This window comes from Embleya sp. NPDC059237 (assembly GCF_042754105.1).
Lineage (GTDB): Bacteria > Actinomycetota > Actinomycetes > Streptomycetales > Streptomycetaceae > Embleya.
Window position 1 is genome coordinate 294,900 of record NZ_JBHZAE010000001.1, and the last position, 25,953, is coordinate 320,852.

Below are 25,953 nucleotides of genomic sequence, written 5' to 3' on the forward strand. Positions count from 1 at the left end.
TTCAGCCCTTTTCGGCCAAAGTCGGTCGAAAAGTGGGGTGCCCTCCCCTTCTGTCATCGGAACCTGAGAGCTTCATCCCGTCCGCCGCTGCCGCGCCGGACCGGGATTTGCACCGTGGGTGAGCCGCACCGACGGTGCGCCTGCTTTCCAGAAGTGCCTGACCCATGCGGTATCGGTGCCTGAGAGATTCCGGGGAGGAGTTGCTCCTTCGGCGCCCCGCTCGATGGCGAGGACTCTTCCGCGTGGGGTCGACGGCCGTTATGAGGTTGTGCCCGGCATGCTAGCGCGTGTCGTCAATCCCCCGCCGGGGCCGGGGAGCGCCGGCGCCCGCTCGCGCCCTCGGTGCGACACCATGCGCAGGGCACGTGGGTTCGGGACATCAGGGGAGGATTCGTGGAGACGGATTCGGCGGGGGCGCATACCGGCGCCGCGGCGGGCGGCATGTTGATCCCCCGGTCCGTGCACGACCTGCGGGAGGAGCGGAACCGGGCGGGGGAGCGGGACGGGGTCCGGCGGGTGGACATGCTCTCCTATCCGGCCTCGTGCGTGCTCGTGGTGACCGGCCTGCCGGGCGCGGGCAAGAGCACGCTCCTGGCCCGGGTGGTCGCCGCCGGGCCCGCGGTCGCGGTCCTGGACGCCGACCTGGTCCGGGCCCGCTGGGCGGTGCGGGTGGGGCGGCTGCCGTACCGGGTCTACCGGCCGCTGGTGCGGCTGTCGCACTACGGCGAGGTGGCCCGGGCGCTGCGTGGCCCCGGCGCGGTGGTGGTGCACGACAGCGGCCGCAATCCGATCCTGCGCCGGGTACTGGTGCGCGCGGCCCGGCGGCGCGGCATCCCGGCCCACGCGCTGCTCCTGGACGTCACGGCCCATCAGGCGCTTTCCGGCCAACGTGCGCGCGGGCGCGGGGTGTCCACCGCGGTGTTCGCCCGACACCACCGGGAATGGCGCGCGCTGCTCGCCCGGCTCGCCCCGTGGCTGGACGCCGGACCCGCCCTTGCCTCCGCCCCGGGCGGCTTCACCTCGTGCGTACTGCTCGACCGCGCGGCCGCGCGGCAACTGCGCCGGATCGTTTTCGCAGACCCCCTACCCGGACAGTCCCGACGGCGGGATGCGGACAAGTCGTAAACTGCGCCGGACACCAAGAGGAGCACCACCATGCCGTTCCCGGCCAATCCCGTGGAGAGCGCGCTCGTCGCGGCGATGCGCGACCCGTCCCGGGCCGAGGCCCTGTTCGAGGCGCTCGCCGAGGCGGACGTGTGGGTGCCGCTGCCCGAGGGGGGCAGCGCCGCCGACACCGAACTGACCCTGCCCACCGCCGAGATCGACGGTCTGCCGTATGTGCCGGTGTTCTCCTCGGAGGAGCAGTTCCGCCGGCTCGCGGGGCCGATGGCGGGCACCGTGGCGCCGATGCGCGAGTTCGCCCGAGGGCTGCCGCCGCACATCGGCATCGTGGTCAACCCGGGCGGCGAGGCGGGCATCCCGATCCCGCCGCCGGGTGTGCTGGAGCTGGCCCGGCTGCCCGGCGCGGCCCACCGCGGCGCACGGGTGCGGCTGTACGAGCCCGACCAGGAGCCGATGGACTTCCTGATCGCCGCCGCCGCCGAGTTCATCCACGTCCCCGTGGTGCTCAGCGCCCGGCGCGGCCTGGGCGAGGTCGAGTCCGATCCGCCGGTCCTGTTCGTCGGCGTCGAACTGGACCGGTGGCAGGAGGAGGACCGGCTGGCCGCGATCGGCGCCCTGGAGCGCGCGCTCGGCCGCGCCGCGTGCCCGTGGCCGGTCAACGTGGTGCTTCTGGACGTGGCGCAGGATCCTGTGGGGGACTGGATGCTGGAGCGGACCCAGCCGTTCTATCTGCGGGCCGACCAGCGCTGAGCCCGTCCGGCCGCGGCCGGCATCGGTGTCGAAAAACATGGGGTTCGGGGAGGACGTCGTGAACCAGGTCGAGCAGGCGTTGAGCCAGGTGGCCCCCGGGCGCTACGACGCCTACGAGCGGCTGCTGCAAGCGCTCGTCGGCGCGCCCGTGTGGATGTTGTTGTGGCAGGGGCAACCCGGCAGTCCGGACGCGCAGTACGGGAACATGGACGTGGCCGGCTGGCGCTACGCCCCGGCGTTCACGTCCGAGGAACAGCTGCGTCTCAGTGGCTGGGACCGCTCGTTCGAGATCTGTCCGGTCCCCGAGATCGCGTCCTCGCTGTACACCGACCGCTGGGGTCTGTGGCTGAATCCGCACGCCCAGGGCGGCGGCGTCGGCGTGCCCTACCTCGACCTGCGCCGCATCGTCGGCGGCTTGGACCGACTGATGGCCGGCCCCCTGGAGGTCGGCGAACCCACCTTGTGGGACCCGGCGTTCTACTCCCTGCTCGGCGGTCAGCTGTTCCAGACCCAGGTGGTGCGCGCCGCCCACCGGGCCTGGGTACGCCCCACCGTCGGCCCCGAACGCCTCGTAATCGGGCTGCGCCTGACGGACAATCAGCCCGCCACGATGCAGCGCATGCGGGACGCGATGGCCCGCGCGTCGGCCGCCGCGCCGCCCGGTCTGACGCTCTCCTCGGTCGCGCTCGACGACCCCTTCGACCCGATCGCCGCGTGGATGCGCGAGCACACCCGGCCGTTCATCGGCATCGACATGCTCGACGAGGCCGCTCGCCACGGCCGGTGATCGACATGTCCGACGAAGGCGCCCGTCCCGCACGGTGATTCACATGGCCGCCGCGGGCACACGACACGCGCAGTGAGCGAAGATCGGCGGAACGTGGCGAGCCGGGGCAACAGGCAGTGATGCCCCCAAAAAACTGACGTCACGTCATCAACCGCTGCCTTGTTGTGATTTCGTGACCGATCTACGCGGATCAACCAGTGAATCGTGTCTGCGTAATCACGGTTCAGTAAAGGTATTCCTCCACCCCTGTTCGTGACCCGCGTCACGGAGGAGTCTCACCCGGACGACAGATCCCGAAGATCATCGGGATCGCAATGCCGGGTATGGCGACGGGACGCGGCGATCCCGAGCCGCCGTCGCATCCGTGAGCGGGGAGGGTCGATCCATGACGGCACCGATCGAGACCACCGGTGTGGCCCGAGAGGCGCACCCCGAGGCGATCGCCGAGGCAGCCGGCGCACGCATCGAGGGTCGGTCGCTCGGTCAGATCGCGTGGGCCCGATTCCGCCGCGACAGGGTCGCGATGGCCGGTGGCGTGGTGATCATCCTCATGGTGCTCATCGCGATCTTCGCGCCGCTCATCACCGACGTGATCGGCGGTGGACCCACCGAGTACCACGACGACCTGCTCGACCCGGTGCTGAACATCCCCACCGGCAGCTTCGGCGGCGCGAGTTGGGATCACCCGCTGGGTCTGGAGCCGGTCAACGGCCGGGACATCTTCTCCCGCATCTGCTACGGCGCCCGCGTCTCCATGCTGGTCGCCTTCCTCGCCACCCTGCTCTCCGTGGTGCTCGGAGTCGTCCTGGGCACCGTGGCGGGCTACTTCGGCGGCTGGATCGACGGGCTGATCAGCCGCGCCATGGACGTCTTCCTGGCCTTCCCGCTGCTGCTGTTCGCGATCGCCATCGGCAGCAGCCTCCAGGGCGAGGCCTTCGGCCTCCACGGCGACACGCTCCGCATCACCGTGCTGATCTTCGTGATCGGGTTCTTCAGCTGGCCGTACATCGCTCGCATCGTCCGCGGCCAGACGCTCTCGCTGCGCGAACGCGAGTTCGTCGAGGCGGCGCGCAGTCTCGGGGCCACCGACCGGCACATCATCTTCAAGGAGTTGCTGCCGAACCTGGTGGGTCCGATCCTGGTCTACTCCACGCTGCTGATCCCGACGAACATCCTGTTCGAGGCCGCCCTTTCCTACCTGGGGGTCGGCGTACAGGAACCCACCGCCTCGTGGGGTGGCATGCTCTCGGCGGCCACCCCCCGGTACCAGGACGCGCCGATGTTCATGGTCGTCCCCGGAGTCACCATCTTCATCACCGTGCTCGCGTTCAACCTGCTCGGCGACGGCCTTCGAGACGCCCTCGACCCGCGCAGCCGCTGAATATCCCGCAAGTCCCCACGAGGAGGCACGACCAGCGATGAAACACCCGGTAACTCGCAGGCGCAGGACCCAAGCGCTGATCGGCATGGTGGCTGTCACCGCGATGGCCGCCACCGCGTGTGGCGGTGGTGGCGGCGGCTCGAAGAAGTACAGCCCGAGCAACAAGGCGATCACCGAAGTGGTCAACCAGTCCACCAAGAAGGGTGGCACGCTCAAGCTGGTCAGCTCGGACAAGTTCGACTCGCTGGACCCGGGCGACATGTACTACGCCTCGGCGTGGAACTTCTCCCGCCTGATGGCGCGTCCGCTGCTCACCTTCAAGCCCGCCCCGGGCAACGCGAGCTACGAGTTCGCGCCGGACCTGGCCACCGACGTGGGCAAGACCGACGACGGCGGCAAGACCTGGACGTACCACCTGCGCAAGGGCGTCAAGTACGAGGACGGCACCGAGGTCAAGGCGTCGGACGTCAAGTACGCCGTCGAGCGGACCTTCGACAAGGAGGTCCTGCCCAACGGGCCGGGCTACTTCGCCCAGTATCTGGACCCCGACGGCACCTACAAGGGCCCGTACAAGGACTCCGCGCCGGACAAGCTGGGCCTGAGCGCGATCGAGACGCCGGACGACTCCACCATCATCTTCAAGATGAAGGAGCCGTTCGCGGACTTCAACTACCTCGCCGCGCTCCCGCAGACCGCGCCGGTCCCGCCCGCCAAGGACACCGGCAAGGAGTACGTCAAGCACCCCATCGCCTCCGGCGCGTACATGGTCGACGGCCAGTACGAGCCCGGCAAGGCGGTCAACCTGGTCCGCAACCCGAACTGGGACCAGGCGACCGACCCGCTGCGCAAGGCGCTGCCGGACCGGATCGAACTGCTGGAGAAGCAGGACGCGAACGACGTCGACAACCGACTCTTCGCCGGCACGGCGCAGTTGGACGTGGTCGGCACCGGCGTCCAGGCCGCCGCGCAGAACAAGATCCTCACGGACAAGAAGCTCGCGGACAACGCGGACGACGCCATCTCCGGCGCGCTGGCCTACCTGGCGATCAGCTCCAAGACCCCGCCGTTCGACAACGTGCACTGCCGGCGCGCCGTGCAGTACGCGGTCAACAAGTCGCAGCTGCAGCGTGCTCAGGGTGGCGAGGTCGGCTCCGACATCGCGACCAACCTGATGCCGCCGACGCTGGCCGGTTCCAAGGTCACCGACATGTACCCCAACGGTGCCAAGCACACCGGTGACGTGGCCAAGGCCAAGGACGAGCTCAAGCAGTGCGGCAAGGCGGACGGCTTCAGCACCGTGCTGACCGCGCGCGCCAACCGGCCCAAGGAGGTCGCGGGCGCCACGTCGGTGCAGAACGCGCTCGCCAAGATCGGCGTCAAGGTCGAGATCCGGCAGTACCCCTCGGGTGACTACTTCTCGCAGTTCGCCGGTGTCCCGAAGTGGGTCGCGGAGAACAAGGTCGGCATCATGTTCATGCAGTGGGGTCCCGACTTCCCCACCCAGTTCGGCTTCTTCCAGCAGATCGTGGACGGTCGGGCGATCAAGCCCGCCGGTGGCACGAACCTGTCCGAGCTGAACGACCCGGCGGTCAACGGTCTGATCGACCAGGCCACCCGGACCATCGACCCGGCGCAGAGCGCGGCCATCTGGCAGCAGCTGGACCAGAAGGTGATGGAGTCGGCGGTGATCGTCCCGTTCGGCTGGACCAAGTCGCTGCTGTACCGCCCGTCGAACGTGACCAACCTGGTCGTCACGCCCGCGTACTCCGGGATGTACGACTACCTCAACATCGGTATCCAGTAAGCCTGCGACGAGGTCAGTAGCCCGAAGGAGAGGTGAAGGCCCGTCAGTTCCGGTGCGGGGAGCGGTGATCCCGCTCCCCGCACCGGACCGGGTCGCCGGCTCATGATTTTCTATCTGCTCAGGCGGCTGGCGGGAGCGGTGGTGCTCCTGTTGATCGTCACCATGGCGGTCTTCGCCATCTTCTTCCTGATTCCGCGTCTGGGAGGCGCCACAAGCGACCAACTCGCCGCGCGCTACGTCGGCAAGTCGCCCACCCCGGCCGCGATCGAACAGGTCAAGCACAGCCTCGGCCTGGACAAGTCGGTACCCGTCCAGTACGGAAGGTTCGTCAAGGGCATCGTCGCCGGCAAGGACTACGACACCGGTGTACGCAAGGTGCACTGCGCGCCGCCGTGCCTGGGCTTCTCCTTCCGCAACAACCTGGAAGTGTGGCCACGACTACAGGACCGCATCCCGGTCACCCTCTCGCTGGCCGCGGGAGCCGCGGTGATCTGGCTGATCGCCGGCGTGTCGATCGGGGTGGTCTCGGCGCTCAAACGCGGCAGCCTGTGGGACCGGTTCTCGATGGGCTTCGCGCTGGCGGGCGTCTCGCTGCCGCCGTTCTTCACCGGCCTGGTGGCCCTGGCGCTGTTCAGTTATCAATGGCCGATCTTCAAGGGCGTGCACTATGTGCCGTTCCTGGACAATCCGGCGAGTTGGGCCTGGAACCTGGTGTTGCCCTGGTTGACCCTGGCGTTCCTGTACGCGGCGTTGTACGCCCGACTCACCCGGGCGGGCATGCTCGAGACGATGAGCGAGGACTACATCCGCACCGCGCGGGCCAAGGGCCTGCGCGAACGCGACGTCATCGTCAAACACGGGCTGCGCGCCGCGCTGACCCCGATCCTGACCATCTTCGGCATGGACGTCGGACTGCTGCTCGGCGGTGCGATCCTGACCGAACAGGTCTATTCCCTCAACGGCGTCGGCAAGTTCGCCGTCGAGGCGATCGGACAGCAGGACCTGCCCGAAGTGCTCGGCGTGACGATGATCGCCGCCATCTTCGTGATCCTGGCCAACCTCGTCGTGGACCTGCTCTACGCGGTCGTCGATCCCCGGGTGAGGACCTGATGCCCCGACTGCTACCGCGCCGCAAGCGGGACACCGCGGCCGAACTGCCCAAGCTCGCCCCGGCCGGGCCCCCGCCCGAGCCGGAGAACTTCCTCGAAGTACGCGAACTCACCGTGCACTTCCCCACCGACGACGGCCTGGTGCGCAGCGTCGACGGGGTGAACTTCGCGCTCCAGCGCGGCCGAACGCTCGGCATCGTCGGCGAGTCCGGCTCCGGGAAGAGCGTGACCTCGCTGGCCGTGATGGGCCTGCACGGCGGTACCAGCGCCCGGATCGGCGGTGAAATCTGGCTGGACGGCAAGGAGTTGGTGCGCTCCACCGCCGAAGAGGTCCGGTTGATGCGTGGCCGCCGGATGGCGATGATCTTCCAGGACCCGATGTCCTCGATGCACCCGTTCTACACGGTGGGCCACCAGATCATCGAGGCCTACCAGGTGCACAACGAGGTGAGCGTCAAGCAGGCCCGCGCGCATGCGATCGACCTGCTCGGACGGGTCGGCATCCCGCGCCCGGACCGGCGGGTGGACGATTACCCGCACCAGTTCTCCGGCGGCATGCGCCAGCGCGCGATGATCGCGATGGCGCTCAGCTGCGACCCCGAACTGTTGATCGCGGACGAGCCGACCACCGCCCTGGACGTCACCGTCCAGGCCCAGATCCTGGACCTGATCCGGGACCTGCAGGCGGAGTTCAACTCCGCCGTCGTGATGATCACGCACGACCTGGGCGTGGTCGCCGAACTCGCCGACGACGTCCTGGTGATGTACGCCGGTCGAGCGGTCGAGCACGGCCCCGCGCGCACCCTGTTCGAACAACCCCGACACCCGTACACCTGGGGCCTGTTGGGTTCGTTGACCCGGCTCGACCGAGCGCGCCAGGAACGGCTGATGCCGATCAAGGGCAGCCCGCCGAGCCTGATCTCGCTGCCCTCGGGCTGTGCGTTCCGTACCCGCTGCCCGTACGCGGACCGCAACGACGGGCGGGAGAAGACCGAGGTCCCGCGACTGGTCGAGATCGAACCGGGCCACCGCACCGCGTGCCACCTCGATCCGGGGGAGCGCGAGCGGATCTGGACCGAGGACATCAGGCCGCGGCTGTGAGCGGGACGGCGAACGGGAAAGCGGATGGGCACGTGACTGGTCACCAGGATGGAAACGGGAACGGGAACGCGGAAGTGACCGAGGGCGCCCGAGCGGGAGACGACGTGAACGCTGCGCAGGCCGGCGAGCCGGAGGCCGCGTCCCGACGCGAGCCGGGAGACGTGCTGGTGCGCGTGCGCGGGCTGCGCAAACACTTTCCGATCCGCGCCGGGATGACCCGGCGCCGGGCCGGCACGGTCAAGGCGGTGGACGGGCTCGACTTCGACATCCGCGAGGGCGAGACGCTGGGCCTGGTCGGCGAATCGGGCTGTGGCAAGTCCACCACCGGACGCATGGTGATGCGCCTGCTGGAGCCCAGCGAGGGCACCATCGAGTTCGGCGGGCGTGACCTCACCAAGCTCTCCCGAGGGCAACTGCGGCCGCTGCGGCGCGACTTCCAGATGATCTTCCAGGATCCGCAGTCCTCGCTGAACCCGAGGCACACCGTCGGCACCATCGTCGGGCTGCCGTTCCGCTTGCAGAAGGTCACCCCCGAGGGCGGGATCAAGAAGGCCGTCCAGGAGTTGTTGGAACTGGTCGGGCTCAGCCCCGAGCACTACAACCGCTACCCGCACGAGTTCTCCGGCGGCCAGCGGCAGCGCATCGGCATAGCCCGCGCGCTGGCGCTGCGGCCCAAGCTGGTGGTCGCCGACGAGCCGGTCTCCGCGCTCGACGTGTCGATCCAGGCGCAGGTGGTCAACCTGCTCGACGACCTGCAGAGCGAGTTCGGGCTGACCTACCTGATCATCGCGCACGACCTGTCGGTGGTGCGGCACACCAGCGACCGGGTGGCGGTGATGTACCTCGGCAAGATCGTCGAGATCGCCGACCGCGAGGATCTGTACACGTCGCCGAAGCACCCGTACACGGTGGCGCTGATGTCGGCGGTGCCGGTACCGGACCCGGCCCGGCGCGAGAGCCGTGACCGGATCCTGCTCAAGGGCGACGTACCGAGCCCGATGGACCCGCCGCCGGCGTGCCGCTTCCACACCCGGTGCTGGAAGGCGCAGGACATCTGCAAGACCCAGGAGCCGCCGCTGGCCGAGTTGACCACGCGGCACCAGGTGGCCTGCCACTTCCCGGAGAACACGCCGGCGGAGAACGGCGCGGGCGAGGCGGTGCTGCTGGTGAAGCCGGCGCCATCCGAGGCGGCCCCCGCGGTCGCCGCCGGGGAGGACGCCGAGGCCGCCGCGAAGAGCCCCGCCGAGACGGCCGTCGAGACACCGGCCGAGACCTCTGCGGACGATGCCGCGAAGGCCCCTGCCGAGCCTGCGGCGGACACCCCCGTGGAGAACTCCGCCGAGACTCCCGCCGAGACCTCCCCGAAGGCCCCCGGCGAGGCGACCGGGAAGGACACTCCGCCCACACCCGCCCCATGAGTATCGGGCCGGGCCCGGCGGTGTAGAACATCCGTTATGTCGCCCGAGGTGCCGCCCGAGATCTTCCACCATCAGCTTCAGCAGGTCCTCGACCTGCTCGGCATCTTCGTCTTCGCGGCGGCCGGCGCGCTGATGGCCGTACGGAAGAACTTCGACGTCATCGGTATCACCCTGCTCGCCGAGGTCACCGCCCTCGGCGGCGGGGTGATACGGGACGTGATCATCGGCGCGGTCCCGCCCGCGGCCTTCACCGACCTCGGCTACTTCACCACCCCGCTGCTCGCCGCCGTACTGGTCTTCTTCCTGCATCCCCAAGTCGAGCGGATCATGTCGGCGATCGACGTGCTGGACGCCGCCGGCCTCGGGCTGTTCTGCGTGACCGGCACCGCGAAGGCGTACGCGTACGGCCTCAATCCGATACCGGCCGCCGCCCTCGGGGTCACCACCGCCGTCGGCGGCGGCGCGCTGCGCGACGTACTGGCCCGGGAAGTACCCACGCTGCTGCGCTGGGACAAGGAGATCTACACCTTCCCCGCGCTGCTCGGCGCGGGCATCACCGCCGCGCTGATCGAGTTCGACCTGTTCGGCCCGGTCACCGCGACCGCGGCGGTCACCTTCGCCTTCCTGCTTCGGGTGCTCGCGCTTCGGCGCGGGTGGCGGGCGCCACGCGCGTGGCGCCGCAACTCCGGCACCAGCGCCGAGGAGCAGTGACCCGGGACACACCCGCCGACCGGGTGGCGCGGGCTGCGCCGCCGGGCCCAACCCGGCCACCCGTAGGAGTGGACCGTGCCCAACACGCCCCGGTACGCGTTGCACCAGGATGTGTGGGAGATCCAGCAGCCGTTGACCTACGACCACCGGTCGACCGAACCCGATCCGAAGGGCAGGGGCCCGCTTCGGCGACTCGTGGCGTACGCGACCGCGTCGATGCTTTCCACGCGCCTGTGGCTCGACCGATTCCTGCCCGGAGGGCCGCGATACGGACGGGTGTACGGCCGCCCCCGCCGGCGCCCGCGGGTACCCGACTAAGCTTCGCAGTGCGATGGCCTACTTCGATCACGCGGCGACCACCCCGATGCGCCTTTCGGCAATCCGGGCGATGACCGTACAGCTTGCCCAACTCGGGAACCCGTCCTCGTTGCACGCGTCCGGGCGACGCGCGCGCCGCACGGTGGAGGAGTCCCGCGAGTCGCTGGCCCATGCGCTGGGCGCGCGGCCGAGCGAGATCGTCTTCACGGCGGGCGGAACCGAGGCCGACAACCTCGCGATCAAGGGGATCTACTGGTCGCGGGTCGCGGACGACCCGGCCCGGCGGCGGATACTGGTCAGCCCGGTCGAGCACCACGCCGTGCTCGACCCCGTGCTGTGGCTGGAGTCGGCCGAGGGCGCGGTGGTCGAGTGGCTGGACGTGGACGCCGACGGGCGAGTGCAACCCGACACGCTGCGTGCGGCGATCGAGCACGATCCGGCGTCGGTGGCTCTGGTGTCGGTGATGTGGGCCAACAACGAGGTCGGCACGGTCGAGCCGATCGCCGAGCTGGTCGAGATCGCGCACGAGTTCGGCATCCCCTTCCACTCCGACGCGGTCCAGGCGGTCGGTCAGATCCCGGTCGACTTCTCCGCGACCGGCCTGGACGCGATGACGGTGACCGGGCACAAGCTCGGCGGCCCGGGCAACTGCGGCGCGCTCGTGCTCGGGCGCGGCATCACCCCGATTCCGGTGCTGCATGGCGGCGGCCAGGAGCGCGACGTGCGCTCGGGCACGCTGGACACCGCCTCGATCGCGGCACTCGCCGTCGCGGCCGAGGAGTCGGTGCGCGAACAGGCCGAATACGCACGGCGGGTGGGCGCGCTGCGGGACGAACTGGTGCGCCGGATCCTGGCCGCGGTGCCCGACGCGCAGCTCAACGGGGATCGGCGGCTCGACCCGGCCCACCGGCTGCCGGGCAACGCGCACTTCTCCTTCCCCGGATGCGAGGGCGACTCGCTGCTGCTGCTCCTGGACGCGCGCGGGATCGAGTGCTCGACCGGCTCGGCCTGCTCGGCGGGCGTCGCGCAGCCCAGCCACGTGCTGCTGGCGATGGGCGCCGACAGTGCCCGGGCGCGCGGCTCGCTGCGGTTCAGCCTGGGGCACACCACGACGGAGGCGGAGGTCGCCGAACTGGGCGAGGCGATCCTGCCGGTGGTGACCCGGGCCCGGTCGGCGGGGTCGGTGTCGGCGCGCCGGTAGCGGCGCCGGGGTGTGGGGTAATCCGCTCGGGGCTCGCCGGGGTGACCACGTACTCTTGAGGCGCTATGTCTGATCACATGCTTCCTCCCGCCAACGGCCGCCGCCTCCGGGTGCTCGCCGCCATGTCCGGCGGGGTCGACTCCGCCGTTGCCGCCGCGCGAGCGGTCGAGGCCGGACACGACGTGGTCGGTGTCCACCTCGCGCTCTCGGCGAAACCCGCGACGCTGCGCGAGGGTGCCCGGGGCTGCTGCACGATCGAGGACTCCCGGGACGCGCGGCGGGCCGCCGACGTGATCGGCATCCCCTTCTACGTGTGGGACATGGCCGAGCGTTTCCGCGAGGACGTCATGGACGACTTCGTGGCCGAGTACAAGGCCGGGCGCACCCCGAACCCGTGTCTGCGCTGCAACGAGAAGATCAAGTTCGCCGCGCTGTTGGACAAGGCGCTCGGGCTGGGCTTCGACGCGGTGTGCACCGGGCACTACGCGCGGATCGTGGAGCACCCCGACGGCTCGCGCGAGCTGCACCGCTCGGTCGACATGGGCAAGGACCAGTCGTACGTGCTCGGCGTGCTCGACTCCGACCAGCTCGCGCACGCGATGTTCCCGCTCGGCGGCGACACCAAGGGCGACGTGCGCCTGGAGGCGGAGCGGCGCGACTTGGCGGTGGCGAAGAAGCCGGACAGCCACGACATCTGCTTCATCGCCGACGGGGACACCCAGGGCTTCCTCGCGAAGCATCTGGGCACCGAGCGCGGCGACATCGTGGACGCGAGCGGCACCAAGCTCGGCGAGCACGACGGTGCCTACGCGTACACGATCGGCCAGCGCAAGGGCCTGCGCATCGGGCACCCGGCGGCCGATGGCAAGCCGCGCTATGTGCTGGACATCTCGCCGGTGAACAACACGGTCACGGTCGGCCCGGTCGAGGCGCTGGACGTGGACCGGCTGGTCGGCATCCGGCCGCGGTGGTGCGGTCCGGCCCCGGCGGGCGAGGTGGACTGCACCGCCCAGGTCCGGGCGCACGGCGAGGAGACGGCGGCGGTCGCCGAGGTGGTCGACGGGGAGGTCCGAGTGCGGTTGGCGGAGCCGATCCGCGGCATCGCCCGGGGGCAGGCCGTGGTGCTGTACGCCGGGACGCGCGTGATCGGCTCGGCGACGATCGACGCCACGGCGTAGCCGCAGCCTCGGCGGGACGGCAGGAATCCCCGGGCCGGGGGATGAGGCCCGGGGATCGTGCCGGCGCCCGCTCGGTGTTGCCGCCACCCCAGCGGTGAAGGCCGAGCCGTCCGGTACCGGTGAACCCCCTCCGGGCACGGCACTGGGCACCGGGCGCGGACGTAATGCATCACGGGGTACATCCGCGCCGGAGCAACCACGATGCCGGCGTGCGCCGAGGTCGCACGACCGGCGAAAGTTGCTGATGTGCGCCCGAAAGTTGTCGGTCCTCGCCGGAAGCCGGCGGATACGGACAACCGGAACCGGATTCGCGGACGCCGCGTCGCAGTCCGCGATCGACGACGACCACGAACTGCGCCCGACGGCACACGACACGGGTTATCGGCGGGCCACGTACCGGGACGAGTTGCCGACCGTCGGTGGGATGCCCGCGTGGCTGCTCACGGTGGGCGCTGCCGTGGTCGCCGCGGTCGGCGCGGGGGTGTGGTGGTGGCGCCGCCGGCGACGTGCGGGTACGCGGCCGGGATCACCGCCGGCCATGCCACCGGTACCGCCCCTGCCGCCCACGCCGCCGCAGCCGCCGCACGCCCCGCGTCGACCCGTGGGCGTGGGCCCGTACCCATTGTCGAACTCCCGGACGGAAGTGGACAATGACGGGCCCTGTAGCACCGCCGCAGCACCTCGGGAGACACCGCGTGGGTTCCACCGTCCGACACATCACCATCGACTGCGCGGCGCCGCACGAGCCGTACGACCTGGCCCTGTTCTGGAGCAGGGTGCTCGAACTCCCGCTCGGCCCCGACGACTTCCCCGGAGACCCGGAGGCGGCCGTGATCGCCGGCGACGGCCGACCGATGTTGTTGTTCGTGCGGGTGCCGGACGCCAAGACCGGCAAGAACCGGGTCCACCTCGACCTGGAGCCGGACACCACCCGCGAGGAGGAACTGGAGCGCGTACTCGCCTTGGGCGCGACGGTCGTCGCCGACATGCGCAAGCCCAACGGCCGGGGGTGGGTCGTCTGTGCCGACCCGGCCGGGAACGAATTCTGCGTCGAGGCGAGCCCATCCGACCGCGCCGCCGTCGAACTCCGCGAGCGTGAGACGGCGGAGACCGACTGAGGGCGGGGCGTCGTCAGCTCACGTCCGCGCGGCGGTGGTGGTGGATCTCCGTCGGGGCGGCCGGCGTCGCGTGGGCGCCCGCGCCGTGCCGGAGCAGCCAGGCGGTGGCCTCGTCGCGGGGCAGCGCCTTGGACATCAGCCAGCCCTGGGCGGCGTCGCAGCCCAGTTCGCGCAGGCGCTGGTAGGTCGCCTCGTCCTCGACGCCCTCGGCGACCACGCGCAGTCCCAACGAATGGGCCAGCTGCACGATCGAGCAGACGATCGCCGCGTCCTCCTCGTTCATCGTCAGCCGGGCCACGAACGAGCGGTCGATCTTGATCTCGCTGACCGGGATGTGCCGGAGGTGTACGAGCGAGGAGTAGCCGGTCCCGAAGTCGTCGAGCGACAACCGCACACCCAACCGGCGCAGCGCGTCCAGCGACTCGGCCGCGCGCTGCGGCTCCTCCAGCAGCACCCGCTCGGTGATCTCCAGCTGTAACGCCCCTGCCGCGACGTCGTGTTCGCGTAACCCGGCGGCCACCGAGTCGGCGAACGAGGGCACGTGGATGTCGCGCGCGGAGATGTTCACCGCGACCGTGACGTCGATGCCCTCCACATGCCAGCGCGCGACCTGATCCAGCGCGACGTCCACCACGTAGCGGGTGAGCCGGGGCATCAGGCCGGTCTGCTCGGCGAGCAGCACGAACTCCTCGGGGGAGACCTGCCCCCTGGTCGGATGCCGCCACCGCACCAGCGCCTCGCAGCCGTCCACCCGACCGTCCGCGAGCCGAATCTTCGGCTGATAATGCAGCTCGACCTCGTGGTTGTCCAAGGCCCGCCGCAGGTCGCCGAGCAACAGCAGCTTGTCCCGCGTGTTCACGTCGCGCGTGTCGTCGTAGAGTTCCACCCCGCTGCGCGAGCGTTTGGCCAAGTACATGGCCACATCGGCGAATTGCAACAATCCGAGCACGTCGGAGGCGTGGTCGGGGAAGATCGCCACGCCGACGCTGGCCTCCACGTCCAGGGTCAACTCGTCCAGATCGAACGGCTCACCGAGCCGGTCGACGATGCGATGGGCCAGCCCGAGGACCACCTCCTGCGCGGTGAGCCGGTCGGTACCCATGTCCAACCCCGGCAACAAAAGCGCGAATTCGTCACCGCCGAGCCGGGCCACGGTGTCCCCGGGGCGGACCAGGGTGGCCAGTCGCGCCCCGACCTGCTGGAGCAGCCGATCGCCCGCGACGTGCCCCAGCGTGTCGTTGACCTCGTGGAACCGGTGCAGGTCGAGCAACAACAGGGCGACTCGGCCACCACGACCGCCGACCCGCCCCAGCGCCTCCTCGCCGCGCTCCAGGAGCAGGCGCCGATTCGGCAGCCCGGTGAGCGCGTCGTGCCGCGACTCCTGCTCGCGGTCGAAGCGGACCATCGTGCTGCGGTAGAGGGTGTGCAACGGGACCACGAACAGCGGGAGCAGCCACGGCTGTTCGGCGCAGATGACGGCGATCAGCGGAGACAGTCCGATCAGCGCGCCGTGCGAGACGGCACGGGCCCGGATCTCCGCGCGGGCCAGGGTGAGTACGCTGACCCCGCGCCAATTCGCCCTGGTCAACCAGCCCGACGTCTGCGAGACGGCCGCCATCGCCAGGCCGGCCAGCGCGACCACGGGGAAGTCGGTCACGTGCAGCGCCCGGGCGGAGTCCGGCTCCGGATCCATCCCGAACACCGCGAGCACCGCGTCGGCGGCCAGGAAGCCCAACACGTAATGGCCCACGGTGTAGCCGATCCGCCACCACGAATCACCCCGGAGCAGCCCGGACACCAGGACCGGAACGGCCTGCCACAGCGCGGCGACCTGCCACCCGTGCACCAGCAGCAGACCGAAGGTGATGGCGATCGACGGCATCGCGCCGGGGATGTACAACCCCCGGCGCGTCACCGCCGTGTAGACCCCGTCGATCGACACCAGGGCGAGCATGATCCACACGCCCGGGGTCGCCGGGACCGGACTGCGACCGTCGATCAGCTGCGTCGTGGGCGGGACGACCAGCGCGAGCACACCGGCCAGCGCGACGATCCCGGTATGGATGAAGAACGCGCGCGGTCGTGCCAGTCGCGACAGGTCCGTCCTGCCGATCCGACCCATGCGCCTGCTCCCTGCGGCCTCGTCGGGCGGCATCCCGGGCGCCGGGACGGGTACGCCTGTGGGGCACCGAGCCCCCCGGGTGGGGCAAGCTCGTGCCCAGGGTAGGTCGTCCCGGCACGACTGGGGAGGGTTATCAGCCGGCGCGCTCGGCCACCCACGCGCGGGCCGCATCGGCGCCGTCGGCGAGCAGAACCGCGAAGCCCTCGTCGTCCAGGATCGGCAGACCCAGTTGCACGGCCTTGTCGTATTTGGAACCCGGATTGTCGCCCACGACGACGAAGTCGGTCTTCTTCGAGACCGATCCCGTCACCTTGGCGCCGCGCTGCTCCAGGGCCTCCTTGGAGCTGTCCCGGGTGTAGCCGGCGAGCGTCCCGGTGACGACCGTCACAATCCCGTCAAGCGGGCCGGGGGGCTTCTCCTCGTCGGCACCCTCTTCGGCAAGCCGGACACCGGCGGCGCGCCACTTGTCCACGATCTCCCGGTGCCAGTCCTCGGCGAACCATTCGACCACGGCACCGGCGATGATCGGGCCGACGCCGTCGACCGCCGCGATCTCCTCCTCGGACGCGGCGCCGAGCCGGTCGAGGTCGTGGAAGCCGCCGGTGATCGCGCGGGCGGTGGTGTCGCTGACGTGGCGGATGCACAGCGCGGTGAGGACACGCCACAGCGGTTGGGTCTTGGCCTTCTCCAGCTGTTCGATCAGCTTGAGCGTGTTGGCCTTCGGCTCGGAGGGCTTCTTGACGTTGCCCTCCTTGTCATGGGTGGCCTTCGACCAGAAGTAGGGGACGAGTTCCTTCTCGTCCTCGGCCGCGCCCTTGCGGTTGACCTTGCGCCACATCTGGACGTCGCGCAGCTGCTCGGCGGTCAGGTCGAACAGGTCGGCCTCGGTGGCCAACACCGACGGCCCCGCGGCGGGCCGGGTCAGCGCCGCCGCCGTCTCGTAGCCGAGCGCCTCGATGTCGAATGCCTTGCGGCCGGCGAGGTAGAAGATTCGCTCACGCAACTGGGCCGGACACGACCGCGCGTTCGGGCAGCGCAGATCGATGTCGCCCTCCTTCATCGCGCGCAGCTCGGTCCCGCACTCGGGGCATGTGGCGGGCATCACGAACTCGCGCTCGCTGCCGTCGCGCAGATCGGCCACCGGGCCCAGGATCTCCGGGATCACGTCACCGGCCTTGCGCAGCACGATCGTGTCGCCGATCAGTACGCCCTTGGCCTTGACCACCTGCTGGTTGTGCAGTGTCGCCCGGGCCACCACGGAGCCCGCCACGGTGACCGGCTCCATCACCGCGTACGGCGTCACCCGACCGGTGCGCCCGACGCCCACCTCGATGTCGAGCAGCTTGGTGTTGACCTCCTGCGGCGGGTACTTGAACGCGATCGCCCAGCGCGGCGCTTTCGACGTGGCACCCAGCCGACCCTGGATCGGGATCTCGTCGACCTTGATCACGATGCCGTCGATTTCGTGCTCGACCGAGTTGCGGTGATCGCCGAAGTAGCGGACGAACTCCTTCACTTCCTCGATCGTGTCGACCACCTTGTTGTGCCGCGCGGTCGGCAGCCCCCACGCGTGCAGGCGCTCGTACGCGTGCGACTGGCAGTCGATCTCGAAGCCCCGCCGGGCACCGATGCCGTGCACGATCATGTGCAGCGGACGCGACGCGGTCACGCGCGGATCCTTCTGCCGCAACGATCCGGCGGCGGCGTTGCGGGGGTTGGCGAACGGCTTCTCGCCGGCCGCCACCAGGCGCTCGTTGAGTTCGTCGAACTTCTCGATCGGGAAGAAGACCTCGCCCCGGATCTCCACCAGCTCGGGTACGTCGTGCCCGCCGTCGTCACGCAGCCGGGACGGGATCTCGGCGATGGTGCGGATGTTCGGCGTGACGTCCTCGCCGGTGCGCCCGTCTCCGCGCGTCAATGCCCGAACCAGGTGACCGTTCTCGTACAGGAGATTGATCGCGAGCCCGTCGATCTTCAGCTCGCACAGATAATGGAACGTCCCCGTGCCCAGTTCGCGGACCAGGCGGTCGTCCCACTCGTCCAGCTCTTCCTCGTTCATCGCGTTGTCGAGGCTGAGCAGGCGCTCCAGGTGGTCGACCGAGGCGAAGTCGGTCGAGTAGGTCCCGCCCACCTTCTGGGTCGGCGAGTCCGGCGTGCGCAGCGCCGGATACTCCTCCTCGATCGCCTCCAGCTCCCGCATCAGCGCGTCGAACTCGCCGTCGCTGACGACCGGCGCGTCCTTCACGTAGTAGCGGAAGCGGTGCTCCTCCAGCTCACGGGCGAGAGTAGCGGCGCGTTCGCGCACCTCGGCCGGGATCTCGTCCACTCCGGTCGTCGCACCAGCCACGTCGTCGCCCTCCAGCGCCACCAGTTCGAATGAGGTTCGCGAAGTCGCGTTGCGCTATCTCCGCATGGCGCTCTCGGGGTCGTCCCGAAGCACCCGGCCGGCAGCCACGCTGTGTGACAGGGCCGCTCGGGCGTAGGCCGGAGAGGCACCGGCGAGGCCACACGTGGGGGTCACCACGACGGCTTCGACCAGGGACTCCGGCGGGAAACCGAGCCTGTTCCACAACGTTCCGACAGACCTGACGGTACCGGGCGGGTCGGACAGCGGGCGCGCTCCCACACCGGGCGTGGCCTCGGCGGACGCCGGCTCGGCGGGCAGGCTCGGCACCACGCCGGCGAACAGCCGCAGGCCCGCCTCGATCGCCTCGCCGATCGACTCGTCCTGGGCCTCGCCCAGGAGCGACATGTCCAGCGATACGCCCACCACGCCGGCTTGGCGCAGCAGGGTGATCGGGATGCCCGGCGCGCAGGAGTGCACGATGGTCGGCGTCCCGGCCGCCGCGATCACGTCCCGCAGCGTGTCCCGGACCACCGCCTTGTCCACCGCCCGCAACCGGCCGAACCCGCTCGCGGTCGGCACCTCGCCGGCGATCACCCCGGGCAGCGCCGGCTCGTCCAGTTGGAGCAGCAGGCTCGCCCCGGGGACCCGGCGGGCCACCTCCGCCAGGTGCAGCCGAATGCCCTCGCCGAGCGAGACGGCCAGGTCGCGGCAGGCGCCCGGGTCGGCCAACGCCTTGTCGCCGTGCCCGAGTTCGATCGTGGCGGCCAGCGTCCACGGGCCCGCGACCTGGACCTTGAGCGGGCCGGTGTAGCCCTGGGTGAACTCCTCCAGCGCGTCCAGGTCCTGGCCCAGGAACGAGCGGGTCCGGCGGTGGTCGCGCCCCGGGCGATCCACGAAACGCCATCCGGAGGGCTGTACGTCCGTGTACAGGTCGACCAGCAGCCCGGCCGAGCGCCCGGTCAGATCCGCGCCCGGTCCGCGCGCCGGCAGCTCCGGCAGGTGCGGCAGATCGGGCAGCAGTTCGAGCGTCATCTCGACCGTCTCGCGGATGTTGCTCCCGGGCATCGAACCGATCCCGGTGGCGCCGGGTGACCAGGGAAAAGTGCGTTCTGGGGTGTCCACGCCCGGAAGCTTAGTTCGAGGCGACGCGGGCCCCGGCGGACGGCGCGACCGGCGCGGCCGACCCGGGCGCCGCCGGTTCGTCGGGCGCGCCGCGCAGCGGGACCTCGCGGACCAGCCAGGACACCGCGAACGCGAGCGCGGACAGGATCGCGAGCCCGATCGCGACGCCGTGCAGGCCGCCGGTGACCGCGGCGTGGAAGGTGTCCCGGGCGGCGGCGGGCAGCTCGCGCGGGGCCGCGGGGTTGTCGGGGGTGTTCCCGTCCAGATGGCGGGCGTACACCGAGCCGAGCAGCGCGACGCCGAGCGAGCCGCCGATGGTCCGGGTCAGCGTGGCGGTACCGCTCGCCGCGCCCAGGTCGCGGCGGTCGGCGCTGTTCATGGTGATCAGCGTGGTGCTCTGCATGACGAAGCCGATGCCGATCCCGACCACGGCGGTGAGCGCGGAGGCGACGGCGGTGGGGGTGTCCCCGCGCAGCCCGAGCAGGGCGAGCGCGCCGACGACCATCACCGCGCCGCCGAGGATCGGGTACACCCGGTAGCGCCCGTTGCGGCCGATCAGGCGCCCGGTGGCGATCTGTACGCCGAGCATGCCGAACATCAGCGGCAGGAGCAGCAGGCCGCCGGCGGTCGGCGAGGTCTCCCGGACGAACTGCATGTATTGCGGGAGGTAGTTCATCGCGGCCATCATCACCGCACCGACCAGGAAGCTCAGCACTTGCGCGAGGGTGAAGTTGCGGTCGGCGAACAGCCGGGGCGGGATGATCGGCTCCGCCGCGCGCCGCTCGACCGGGACGAAGCAGGCGAGGGCGACGACGGTGAGGGCGGCGAGGCCGAGGATCCGCGGCGAGGTCCAGGCGTGGGAGGTGCCGGCCCAGCCCGCGAGCAGGGTGAGCGCGACGATCCCGGTGGTGAGCAGGGCGGCGCCGGCGATGTCGACGCGGGCCCTGATCCGCACGTGCTCGATGCGGATGCCGAGGCCGACGACGGCGAGCGCCAGGACGCCGACCGGGACGTTGACGTAGAACGCCCAGCGCCAGTCCAGGTGATCGGTCAGGAAGCCGCCGAGCAGCGGCCCGCCGACCATGGCGATGGGCATGATCGCGCCGAAGAGCGACTGCACGCGGCCACTCTGGCGCGGCGGCACGAGCACGCCGATCAGGGCGAACGCGCCGACCATCAGCCCGCCGGCGCCCAGGCCCTGGACCGCCCGGAAGACGATCAGCTCGTTCATGTCCCGGGCCAGGCCGGACGCCATCGAGCCGACCAGGAAGACGCCGATGGCGGCCGTGAACGCGCCCTTGCGGCCGTACAGGTCACCGAGCTTGCCCCAGATGGGCGTGGTCGCGGCGGCGGCGAGCAGGTAGGCGGTGACCACCCAGGAGAGCCGATCCAGGCCGCCGAGGTCGCCGACGATGGTGGGCAGGGCGGTGCCGACGATGGTGCCGTCGAGCATGCCCAGGAACATGCCGAGGATCGGGCCGAGGACGGCGAGGGGGATCTTGTCGGGCGGCGCGGTGTCGGACTGCATGGGTACCCCCGGGGCGTGGTGCGGGTGCGGCGTGGATCGGCCGGTGTGACGGTTGAGTCAGGCCGCGTACGGGTGGGCCGCTTTCGCGTCGCGCAGGGCGTGGGCCCACCATGCGAGGCGGTCGAGCATGGTGTCGGCGGCGGCGTTCGCGGCCGGGTCGATCGCGCCGCCGTCGGCGTCGAACTTGTCCCAGTGCCCGTGGAAGCTGACCGTGTCCCGGACGGTGACCGCGTGCAACTCGGCCAGCACGACCCGCAGTTGCTCGACCGCACGCAGGCCACCGGAGAGACCGCCATAGGACACGAAGCCGACCGGCTTGGCCTGCCACTCCGGGCCGTGCCAGTCGATGGCGTTCTTCAACGCGGCCGGAAAGCTGTGGTTGTACTCCGGCGTGACGATCACGAACGCGTCGGCGGCGGCAAGCCGAGGGGACACCTCGGCGAGCAAGGCGACGGTGTCGGCCGCGGGCGGCTGCCCGAAGGCCGGGAACACGGTGGGCAGCGGCGTCTCGACGAGGTCGACGAGGTCGACGTCGAAGCGGAGGTCGTCGCGGGCGGCGGCCCGATCGCGGATCCACTCGGCGACGACGGGGGCGAAGCGACCTTCGCGGGTGCTGCCGACCAGGACGGCGAGGCGGAGGGGGGTGGGCATGGGGGGCTCCCGGGTATTCGATCACTTGGCTGTGTACGTCGTATCGGTCAAGATACAACGTACACAGCACGGTGTACGTCGTCTACTCCTGATACGTTGTACACATCGATGTACGCGTACCCGTACCCGTGCACACCAGAGCGCTTCACGTCCCGGGAGGAGCCGTCGCCATGGCCGGCCGGAAGAAGCAGTCGTCCCCTGCCCGGGCGGGGGCGGGCGCCTCCGACGTCGCAGCGCCGCGCATCTCGTTGTGGGAGCGATTGGCCACCCCGACCCCGGCCGCCCGTACCTTGCTGACGCCGGAGCGCATCGCGGAGGTCGCGGTCGGGATCGCCGACGCGGAGGGCATCGAGGCGGTGACGATGCGGCGGCTGGCGACCGAGTTGGGCGTCGCGCCGATGGCGGCCTATCGGTATGTGTCGGGCAAGGACGACCTGTTGGAGCTGATGCTCGACCGCGCGTACGGCGAACTGGTCGCGCCCGAGGCGGGTGCGGGGTGGCGCGAGACGCTGCGGAGCCTGGCCGTGGCCACCCGCGAACTGGTCCTGCGCCACCCGTGGTTGGTGCAGCTGCCCTCGGCCCGGGCGGCGGTCGCGCCGACCCCGAACCGGGTGGCGGTGGCCGAGTGGGGCCTGCGGGCGCTGTCCGAGGCCGGCCTGTCCGCCGACGAGACGATGGCCGCCGTCGACGCGGTGGGCTCATACGTCCAGGGCCGCACGGCCGCCGAGGTCGCGACGCGGTGCCTGATGGCGGCCCAGGGTGCCCCGGGCGACGCCGACGCTTTGCGCACGTCCATGGCCCCGGAGATGACCTGGCTCATCCGCACCGGCCGCTACCCGGCGTTCCACGACTACATCAGCACGGCGCAGCACAAGGACGACCCGCAGTGGCAATTCGAAACCGGCCTCGACTGCATCCTGGACGGCCTCGCCACCCGCCTGCACATCTGACCCGGCATGCGATCGAGGCGAAGATGTACATCTGATACATTTGTGACATGAGTGAGCCTGTGATTGCATCCATGGCCGAGGTTCGTAACCATCTCGCGGATGTTCTCGACCGCGCTCGACGCGACGAGACTCCGACGATCATTACGCGGCGTGGCAAGCAAGAAGCTGTCGTGCTCGACATCGACGAGTTCCGACGCTTGCGTCTGTTGGCCGAGCGGGCCGAAGACTCCTGGCTCAACAAGCTGGCGGACGAGGCTGAAGCCGAAGGAACCGATGGGTCCGTCTCACTCGAAGAGATGGCTGCCCTGCTCCAAAACCACCACGCCTGACCTGATGGGTTACCTCACGCGCTTTACCCCGTCCGCCCAGCGGGACTTGCACAAGGTTCCCCGCATCGATGCAGTCCGGATCCTCCATCGCTTGACGGAACTACAGCGGGCGATGGACAGAGGAGACACTGCAACTTTCGATATCAAGGCCCTCCAGGGGCACAGCGCCCGATGGCGTCTCCGAGTCGGTGACTATCGGATCGTTTACACGGTCGAACAGGGTCACCTGATCGTGTGGGTACTGGCCGCTGGTAACCGCCGTGACATCTATCGCAGTCTTTAGGGCGCGGGCGACGCAACGCGCTCCAATGGCGAGGCCGTTGCCCAAGTGGCGTGCCTACGCGGGCCAACCGCCGTACGGCACGGTGATCAGCTCCATGTAGTGGCCCGCCGGATCGATGAAGTACACCCCTTGGCCGCCATCGTTGCGGTTGATCGTGTCGGGGTGTTGCTGATGCGGATCGGCGTAGTGCTCGATCCCGCGCTCCTTGATCTTCGCGTACGCGGCGTCGAACTCCGGTTCGGAGACGAGGAAGGCGTAGTGCTGAGGGGTGATCTTGTCCGGCGGAATGGTGGCGAAGTCCAGCGTGACGCCGTTGCCGAGCGCGACCGCGACGAACGGTCCCCACTCGCCGGAGATTTCAAGTCCCAACAGATCCGCGAAGAACTCGGCGGACTCCCGGTTGTCCCGGGCGTGGACGATGGTGTGATTCAACTCGACAGACAAGGAATGCCTCCGAAGGCAACTCCCGGCACCTCCATGCCTCACCCAGCCGGCGACCGACACGCGATGCTCCCCCCAGCCTAGCCGTTGGCCTCGTTGCATGAGCGGGCCGGGGGTGGCAGGACTTTGGAGGCTCGGGTGATCCGGGGGCCTTGCCGGGTGGGTGGGACGTTTCCGGCGCGCGTCGCGCTTGTGGTTGCGGGTGGCTCGTGCGGGGCGGGTCTGGGTCGGTGGTGGGCCGCTGCCGGCGTGCGGGGCTCCGGGACTTGGGCTTGCGGCGGTGCGGGTGTGTTGGTCGGCTTAAAAGCGGCCAGCGGTGGTGGGCGGGGTGGGTGCTCGGGTTGGGTTCGCCGGGCGTGCGTTCCCGGGTGGGTCGGGTGTTTCCGGCGTGCGTTGCGCTTGTGGTTGCGGGTGGCTCGTGCGGGGCGGGTCTGGGTCGGTGGTGGGCCGTCGCCGGCGTGCGGGGCTCCGAGACTTGGGGCTTGCGGCGAGGCGCGCGTGTTGGTCGGCGAAAAAGCGACCAGCAGCGGCGGGCGGGGTGGGTGCTCGGGTTGGGTTCGCCGGGGGTGCGTTCCCGGGTGGGCCGGGTGTTTCCGGCGCGCGTTGCGCTTGGGGTTGCGGGTGGCTCGTGCGGGGCGGGTCTGGGTCGGTGGTGGGCCGCTGCCGGCGTGCGGGGCTCCGGGACTTGGGGCTTGCGGCGGTGCGCGCGTGTTGGTCGGCGAAAAAGCGACCAGCAGCGGCGGACAGGGAGGGTGCTCGGGTCGAGTCCGCCGAGGAGCCTTCCGGGGTGGGTTGGTGCGTTTCGGGGGCGTTGAGGGAGAGGTTGGCGTCCGGAACCGGATCTCGGCGGGTGATTGTGGACTTCGAGTTGCTGTGACCTGCGGTTTTGCGGGGTCGGGGCGGAAAGTCGGGTGGCGAGTGCCGGTTTCGTGCGCTCCGACCCCCTCAACGCGAGCGTGGAGACCGAATGTGCCTGGTCGGAGCCGGCGCGCTGCGGCGTTACGGGGGTCGTCGAGAGGACCGGAAGTGCCCAGTGAGGGTCGAAACCGGATCCCGAGGCACCTCAATCGCTCCCCTCTTCGCGCTGACCTGCGGTTTTCCCTCACGCCGAGGCCACGGCACCCCACGCCGTCCGGTTTCGTGAACCTCGTCACCCACACGCCGACCGCACGCCGGAAACGCCCGGCCCACTCGGGACGGCTCCTCGGCGGACTCGACCCGAGCACCCTCCTGCCCGCCGCTGCCGGCCGGTTTTCCCCGAGTAACGGGGCTGTCTCGTCGGGAGCCCTTCGTCTCGGAGCCCCGCACGCCGGCGGCGGCCCACCACCGACTCAGACCCGCCCCGCACGAGCCACCCGCAACCCCAAGCGCGACGCGCGCCGGAAACGCCCGGCCCACCCGGGAACGCACGCCCGGCGAACCCAACCCGAGCACCCACCCCGCCCGCCGCTGCTGGTCGCTTTTTCGCCGACCAACACGCGCGCCTCGCCGCAAGCCCCAGGTCTCGGAGCTCCGCACGCCGGCGGCGGCCCACCACCGATTCTGACCGGTCCCGCACCGGCCACCCGCAACCACCAGCGCAACCCCCGCCGGAAGCAGCCGACCCACTCGGGAGCGCACGCCCGGCGAACCCGACCCGAGCACCCACCCCGCCCGCCGCTGCTGGTCGCTTTTCCGCTGACCAACACACCCGCCTCGCCGCAAGCCCCAAGTCTCGGAGCCCCGCACGCCGGCGGCGGCCCACCCACCGACTCAGACCGACCCCGCACCGGCCACCCGGAACCAACAGCGCAACGCGCGCCGGAAGCGCCCGGCCCGCTCGGGAAGGCTCCCGGCGGGCTCGACTCGACCGCCCGCCTGCTGATGGCGCCCGTCGGAAACGCAACGGTCATGTCTCGTCGAGAAATTCGGGCCATCGAAGCGTCTGGGAGGTGGGTCAGGGTCTCTGAAGGGCTGCCAACAGGGCCGACCAAGAAGCCTGGGTGATGGTGAGGTGGCCGAGGTCGGGGGTCTTGCTGTCGCGGACCGGGACGGCGGTGTGGGTGGTTGCGACCTCGATGCAGTTGCCGCCGTTGTTGCTGCTGTGGCTGCTCTTGCGCCAACCGGAGGGCGTGGTCTGTGGCATGTGATCACGAGTCCATGTGTCGGCGGACCGGGCTCCGCCGTCCGGGAGTGGGCGGCG

General features: G+C 70.5%; 23 protein-coding genes and 1 riboswitch. Of the genes, 16 read left to right on the forward strand and 7 right to left on the reverse strand.

Annotated elements, in window-relative coordinates:
* Nucleotides 1-157 precede the first annotated feature (157 nt).
* A riboswitch (glycine riboswitch) is annotated at nucleotides 158-251 on the reverse strand.
* Between the two features lie 142 nt (nucleotides 252-393).
* From ACFXKZ_RS01275 to ACFXKZ_RS01335, 13 genes are all read left to right on the forward strand, one after another.
* Nucleotides 394-1,125 (forward strand): AAA family ATPase, encoded by a 732-nt coding sequence (locus ACFXKZ_RS01275; RefSeq protein ID WP_379995107.1) that lies wholly within the window; start codon nucleotides 394-396, stop codon nucleotides 1,123-1,125.
* 30 nt (nucleotides 1,126-1,155) lie between these two features.
* Entirely contained in the window at nucleotides 1,156-1,872 is a 717-nt protein-coding gene (locus tag ACFXKZ_RS01280; RefSeq protein ID WP_379995109.1) for an enhanced serine sensitivity protein SseB, read from the forward strand.
* A 58-nt stretch (nucleotides 1,873-1,930) separates the two neighbouring features.
* Complete coding sequence (locus ACFXKZ_RS01285) at nucleotides 1,931-2,659, forward strand: enhanced serine sensitivity protein SseB C-terminal domain-containing protein (RefSeq protein WP_379995111.1); 729 nt, start codon at nucleotides 1,931-1,933, stop codon at nucleotides 2,657-2,659.
* 385 nt (nucleotides 2,660-3,044) lie between these two features.
* Nucleotides 3,045-4,040: an ABC transporter permease gene (locus tag ACFXKZ_RS01290; protein ID WP_379995113.1), complete on the forward strand. Its 996-nt coding sequence runs from the start codon at nucleotides 3,045-3,047 to the stop codon at nucleotides 4,038-4,040.
* Between the two features lie 37 nt (nucleotides 4,041-4,077).
* Nucleotides 4,078-5,844 (forward strand): ABC transporter substrate-binding protein, encoded by a 1,767-nt coding sequence (locus ACFXKZ_RS01295; protein WP_379995115.1) that lies wholly within the window; start codon nucleotides 4,078-4,080, stop codon nucleotides 5,842-5,844.
* A gap of 102 nt (nucleotides 5,845-5,946) precedes the next feature.
* Complete coding sequence (locus tag ACFXKZ_RS01300) at nucleotides 5,947-6,954, forward strand: ABC transporter permease (RefSeq protein ID WP_379995117.1); 1,008 nt, start codon at nucleotides 5,947-5,949, stop codon at nucleotides 6,952-6,954.
* Nucleotides 6,954-8,054 carry an ABC transporter ATP-binding protein gene (locus ACFXKZ_RS01305; protein ID WP_379995119.1) on the forward strand — a complete coding sequence of 367 codons (1,101 nt, stop codon included), beginning with the start codon at nucleotides 6,954-6,956 and terminating at the stop codon, nucleotides 8,052-8,054. Before ACFXKZ_RS01300 ends, ACFXKZ_RS01305 begins: the two co-directional genes overlap by 1 nt.
* Before the next feature lie 104 nt (nucleotides 8,055-8,158).
* On the forward strand, nucleotides 8,159-9,472 hold the full coding sequence (locus ACFXKZ_RS01310) for an ABC transporter ATP-binding protein (protein ID WP_379995122.1): 1,314 nt from the start codon (nucleotides 8,159-8,161) through the stop codon (nucleotides 9,470-9,472).
* Nucleotides 9,473-9,508: 36 nt separating this feature from the next.
* Complete coding sequence (locus ACFXKZ_RS01315) at nucleotides 9,509-10,183, forward strand: trimeric intracellular cation channel family protein (protein WP_379995124.1); 675 nt, start codon at nucleotides 9,509-9,511, stop codon at nucleotides 10,181-10,183.
* Nucleotides 10,184-10,258: 75 nt separating this feature from the next.
* Nucleotides 10,259-10,501: a hypothetical protein gene (locus tag ACFXKZ_RS01320; protein WP_379995126.1), complete on the forward strand. Its 243-nt coding sequence runs from the start codon at nucleotides 10,259-10,261 to the stop codon at nucleotides 10,499-10,501.
* A 13-nt stretch (nucleotides 10,502-10,514) separates the two neighbouring features.
* Nucleotides 10,515-11,702, forward strand: coding sequence for a cysteine desulfurase family protein (locus ACFXKZ_RS01325; RefSeq protein ID WP_379995128.1), 1,188 nt, complete (start codon nucleotides 10,515-10,517; stop codon nucleotides 11,700-11,702).
* Between the two features lie 65 nt (nucleotides 11,703-11,767).
* On the forward strand, nucleotides 11,768-12,880 hold the full coding sequence (gene mnmA, locus ACFXKZ_RS01330) for a tRNA 2-thiouridine(34) synthase MnmA (protein ID WP_379995130.1): 1,113 nt from the start codon (nucleotides 11,768-11,770) through the stop codon (nucleotides 12,878-12,880).
* Nucleotides 12,881-13,575: 695 nt separating this feature from the next.
* A complete protein-coding gene (locus tag ACFXKZ_RS01335) occupies nucleotides 13,576-13,998 on the forward strand; it encodes a VOC family protein (protein ID WP_379995132.1) in 423 nt (140 codons plus the stop codon).
* 13 nt (nucleotides 13,999-14,011) lie between these two features.
* Here the strand turns inward: ACFXKZ_RS01335 and ACFXKZ_RS01340 are convergent, their stop codons facing one another.
* The 5 genes from ACFXKZ_RS01340 to ACFXKZ_RS01360 all read right to left on the reverse strand — a co-directional run bounded on the left by ACFXKZ_RS01340 (nucleotide 14,012) and on the right by ACFXKZ_RS01360 (nucleotide 21,768).
* A complete protein-coding gene (locus ACFXKZ_RS01340) occupies nucleotides 14,012-16,120 on the reverse strand; it encodes a putative bifunctional diguanylate cyclase/phosphodiesterase (protein ID WP_379995134.1) in 2,109 nt (702 codons plus the stop codon).
* Nucleotides 16,121-16,253: 133 nt separating this feature from the next.
* Nucleotides 16,254-18,467: an NAD-dependent DNA ligase LigA gene (gene ligA / locus ACFXKZ_RS01345; protein WP_379995136.1), complete on the reverse strand. Its 2,214-nt coding sequence runs from the start codon at nucleotides 18,465-18,467 to the stop codon at nucleotides 16,254-16,256.
* Between the two features lie 54 nt (nucleotides 18,468-18,521).
* The gene (locus tag ACFXKZ_RS01350) at nucleotides 18,522-19,532 is read right to left on the reverse strand and encodes a methionine synthase (protein WP_379997259.1); all 1,011 of its coding nucleotides are present in this window, start codon (nucleotides 19,530-19,532) and stop codon (nucleotides 18,522-18,524) included.
* 67 nt (nucleotides 19,533-19,599) lie between these two features.
* Complete coding sequence (locus ACFXKZ_RS01355; protein WP_379995138.1) at nucleotides 19,600-21,117, reverse strand: MDR family MFS transporter; 1,518 nt, start codon at nucleotides 21,115-21,117, stop codon at nucleotides 19,600-19,602.
* A gap of 57 nt (nucleotides 21,118-21,174) precedes the next feature.
* On the reverse strand, nucleotides 21,175-21,768 hold the full coding sequence (locus ACFXKZ_RS01360; RefSeq protein ID WP_379995139.1) for an NADPH-dependent FMN reductase: 594 nt from the start codon (nucleotides 21,766-21,768) through the stop codon (nucleotides 21,175-21,177).
* A gap of 170 nt (nucleotides 21,769-21,938) precedes the next feature.
* Between ACFXKZ_RS01360 and ACFXKZ_RS01365 the strand changes: the two genes are divergently transcribed.
* Genes ACFXKZ_RS01365 through ACFXKZ_RS01375 form a run of 3 tightly spaced genes read left to right on the forward strand, consistent with a single transcriptional unit; the run spans nucleotide 21,939 to nucleotide 23,330 of the window.
* Nucleotides 21,939-22,718, forward strand: coding sequence for a TetR/AcrR family transcriptional regulator (locus ACFXKZ_RS01365; RefSeq protein ID WP_379995141.1), 780 nt, complete (start codon nucleotides 21,939-21,941; stop codon nucleotides 22,716-22,718).
* A gap of 47 nt (nucleotides 22,719-22,765) precedes the next feature.
* On the forward strand, nucleotides 22,766-23,047 hold the full coding sequence (locus ACFXKZ_RS01370; RefSeq protein WP_379995143.1) for a type II toxin-antitoxin system Phd/YefM family antitoxin: 282 nt from the start codon (nucleotides 22,766-22,768) through the stop codon (nucleotides 23,045-23,047).
* Between the two features lie 4 nt (nucleotides 23,048-23,051).
* Nucleotides 23,052-23,330: a type II toxin-antitoxin system RelE/ParE family toxin gene (locus ACFXKZ_RS01375; protein WP_379995145.1), complete on the forward strand. Its 279-nt coding sequence runs from the start codon at nucleotides 23,052-23,054 to the stop codon at nucleotides 23,328-23,330.
* A 54-nt stretch (nucleotides 23,331-23,384) separates the two neighbouring features.
* Here the strand turns inward: ACFXKZ_RS01375 and ACFXKZ_RS01380 are convergent, their stop codons facing one another.
* Together ACFXKZ_RS01380 and ACFXKZ_RS01385 are read right to left on the reverse strand one after the other, a co-directional pair.
* Nucleotides 23,385-23,774, reverse strand: coding sequence for a VOC family protein (locus ACFXKZ_RS01380; protein ID WP_379995147.1), 390 nt, complete (start codon nucleotides 23,772-23,774; stop codon nucleotides 23,385-23,387).
* Nucleotides 23,775-25,707: 1,933 nt separating this feature from the next.
* The gene (locus ACFXKZ_RS01385; RefSeq protein WP_379995149.1) at nucleotides 25,708-25,896 is read right to left on the reverse strand and encodes a DUF397 domain-containing protein; all 189 of its coding nucleotides are present in this window, start codon (nucleotides 25,894-25,896) and stop codon (nucleotides 25,708-25,710) included.
* Between the last annotated feature and the right edge of the window lie 57 nt (nucleotides 25,897-25,953).

Bases quoted from the DNA above. Each gene is read 5' to 3' on its own strand.
- ACFXKZ_RS01280 (WP_379995109.1), top strand. From the start codon at position 1,156: ATGCCGTTCCCGGCCAATCCCGTGGAGAGCGCGCTCGTCGCGGCGATG.
- ACFXKZ_RS01290 (WP_379995113.1), top strand. From the start codon at position 3,045: ATGACGGCACCGATCGAGACCACCGGTGTGGCCCGAGAGGCGCACCCC.
- ACFXKZ_RS01295 (WP_379995115.1), top strand. From the start codon at position 4,078: ATGAAACACCCGGTAACTCGCAGGCGCAGGACCCAAGCGCTGATCGGC.
- ACFXKZ_RS01300 (WP_379995117.1), top strand. From the start codon at position 5,947: ATGATTTTCTATCTGCTCAGGCGGCTGGCGGGAGCGGTGGTGCTCCTG.
- ACFXKZ_RS01305 (WP_379995119.1), top strand. From the start codon at position 6,954: ATGCCCCGACTGCTACCGCGCCGCAAGCGGGACACCGCGGCCGAACTG.
- ACFXKZ_RS01315 (WP_379995124.1), top strand. From the start codon at position 9,509: ATGTCGCCCGAGGTGCCGCCCGAGATCTTCCACCATCAGCTTCAGCAG.
- ACFXKZ_RS01325 (WP_379995128.1), top strand. From the start codon at position 10,515: ATGGCCTACTTCGATCACGCGGCGACCACCCCGATGCGCCTTTCGGCA.
- mnmA (WP_379995130.1), top strand. From the start codon at position 11,768: ATGTCTGATCACATGCTTCCTCCCGCCAACGGCCGCCGCCTCCGGGTG.
- ACFXKZ_RS01340 (WP_379995134.1), bottom strand. From the start codon at position 16,120: ATGGGTCGGATCGGCAGGACGGACCTGTCGCGACTGGCACGACCGCGC.
- ACFXKZ_RS01350 (WP_379997259.1), bottom strand. From the start codon at position 19,532: ATGCCCGGGAGCAACATCCGCGAGACGGTCGAGATGACGCTCGAACTG.
- ACFXKZ_RS01355 (WP_379995138.1), bottom strand. From the start codon at position 21,117: ATGCAGTCCGACACCGCGCCGCCCGACAAGATCCCCCTCGCCGTCCTC.
- ACFXKZ_RS01360 (WP_379995139.1), bottom strand. From the start codon at position 21,768: ATGCCCACCCCCCTCCGCCTCGCCGTCCTGGTCGGCAGCACCCGCGAA.
- ACFXKZ_RS01365 (WP_379995141.1), top strand. From the start codon at position 21,939: ATGGCCGGCCGGAAGAAGCAGTCGTCCCCTGCCCGGGCGGGGGCGGGC.
- ACFXKZ_RS01370 (WP_379995143.1), top strand. From the start codon at position 22,766: ATGAGTGAGCCTGTGATTGCATCCATGGCCGAGGTTCGTAACCATCTC.
- ACFXKZ_RS01375 (WP_379995145.1), top strand. From the start codon at position 23,052: ATGGGTTACCTCACGCGCTTTACCCCGTCCGCCCAGCGGGACTTGCAC.
- ACFXKZ_RS01385 (WP_379995149.1), bottom strand. From the start codon at position 25,896: ATGCCACAGACCACGCCCTCCGGTTGGCGCAAGAGCAGCCACAGCAGC.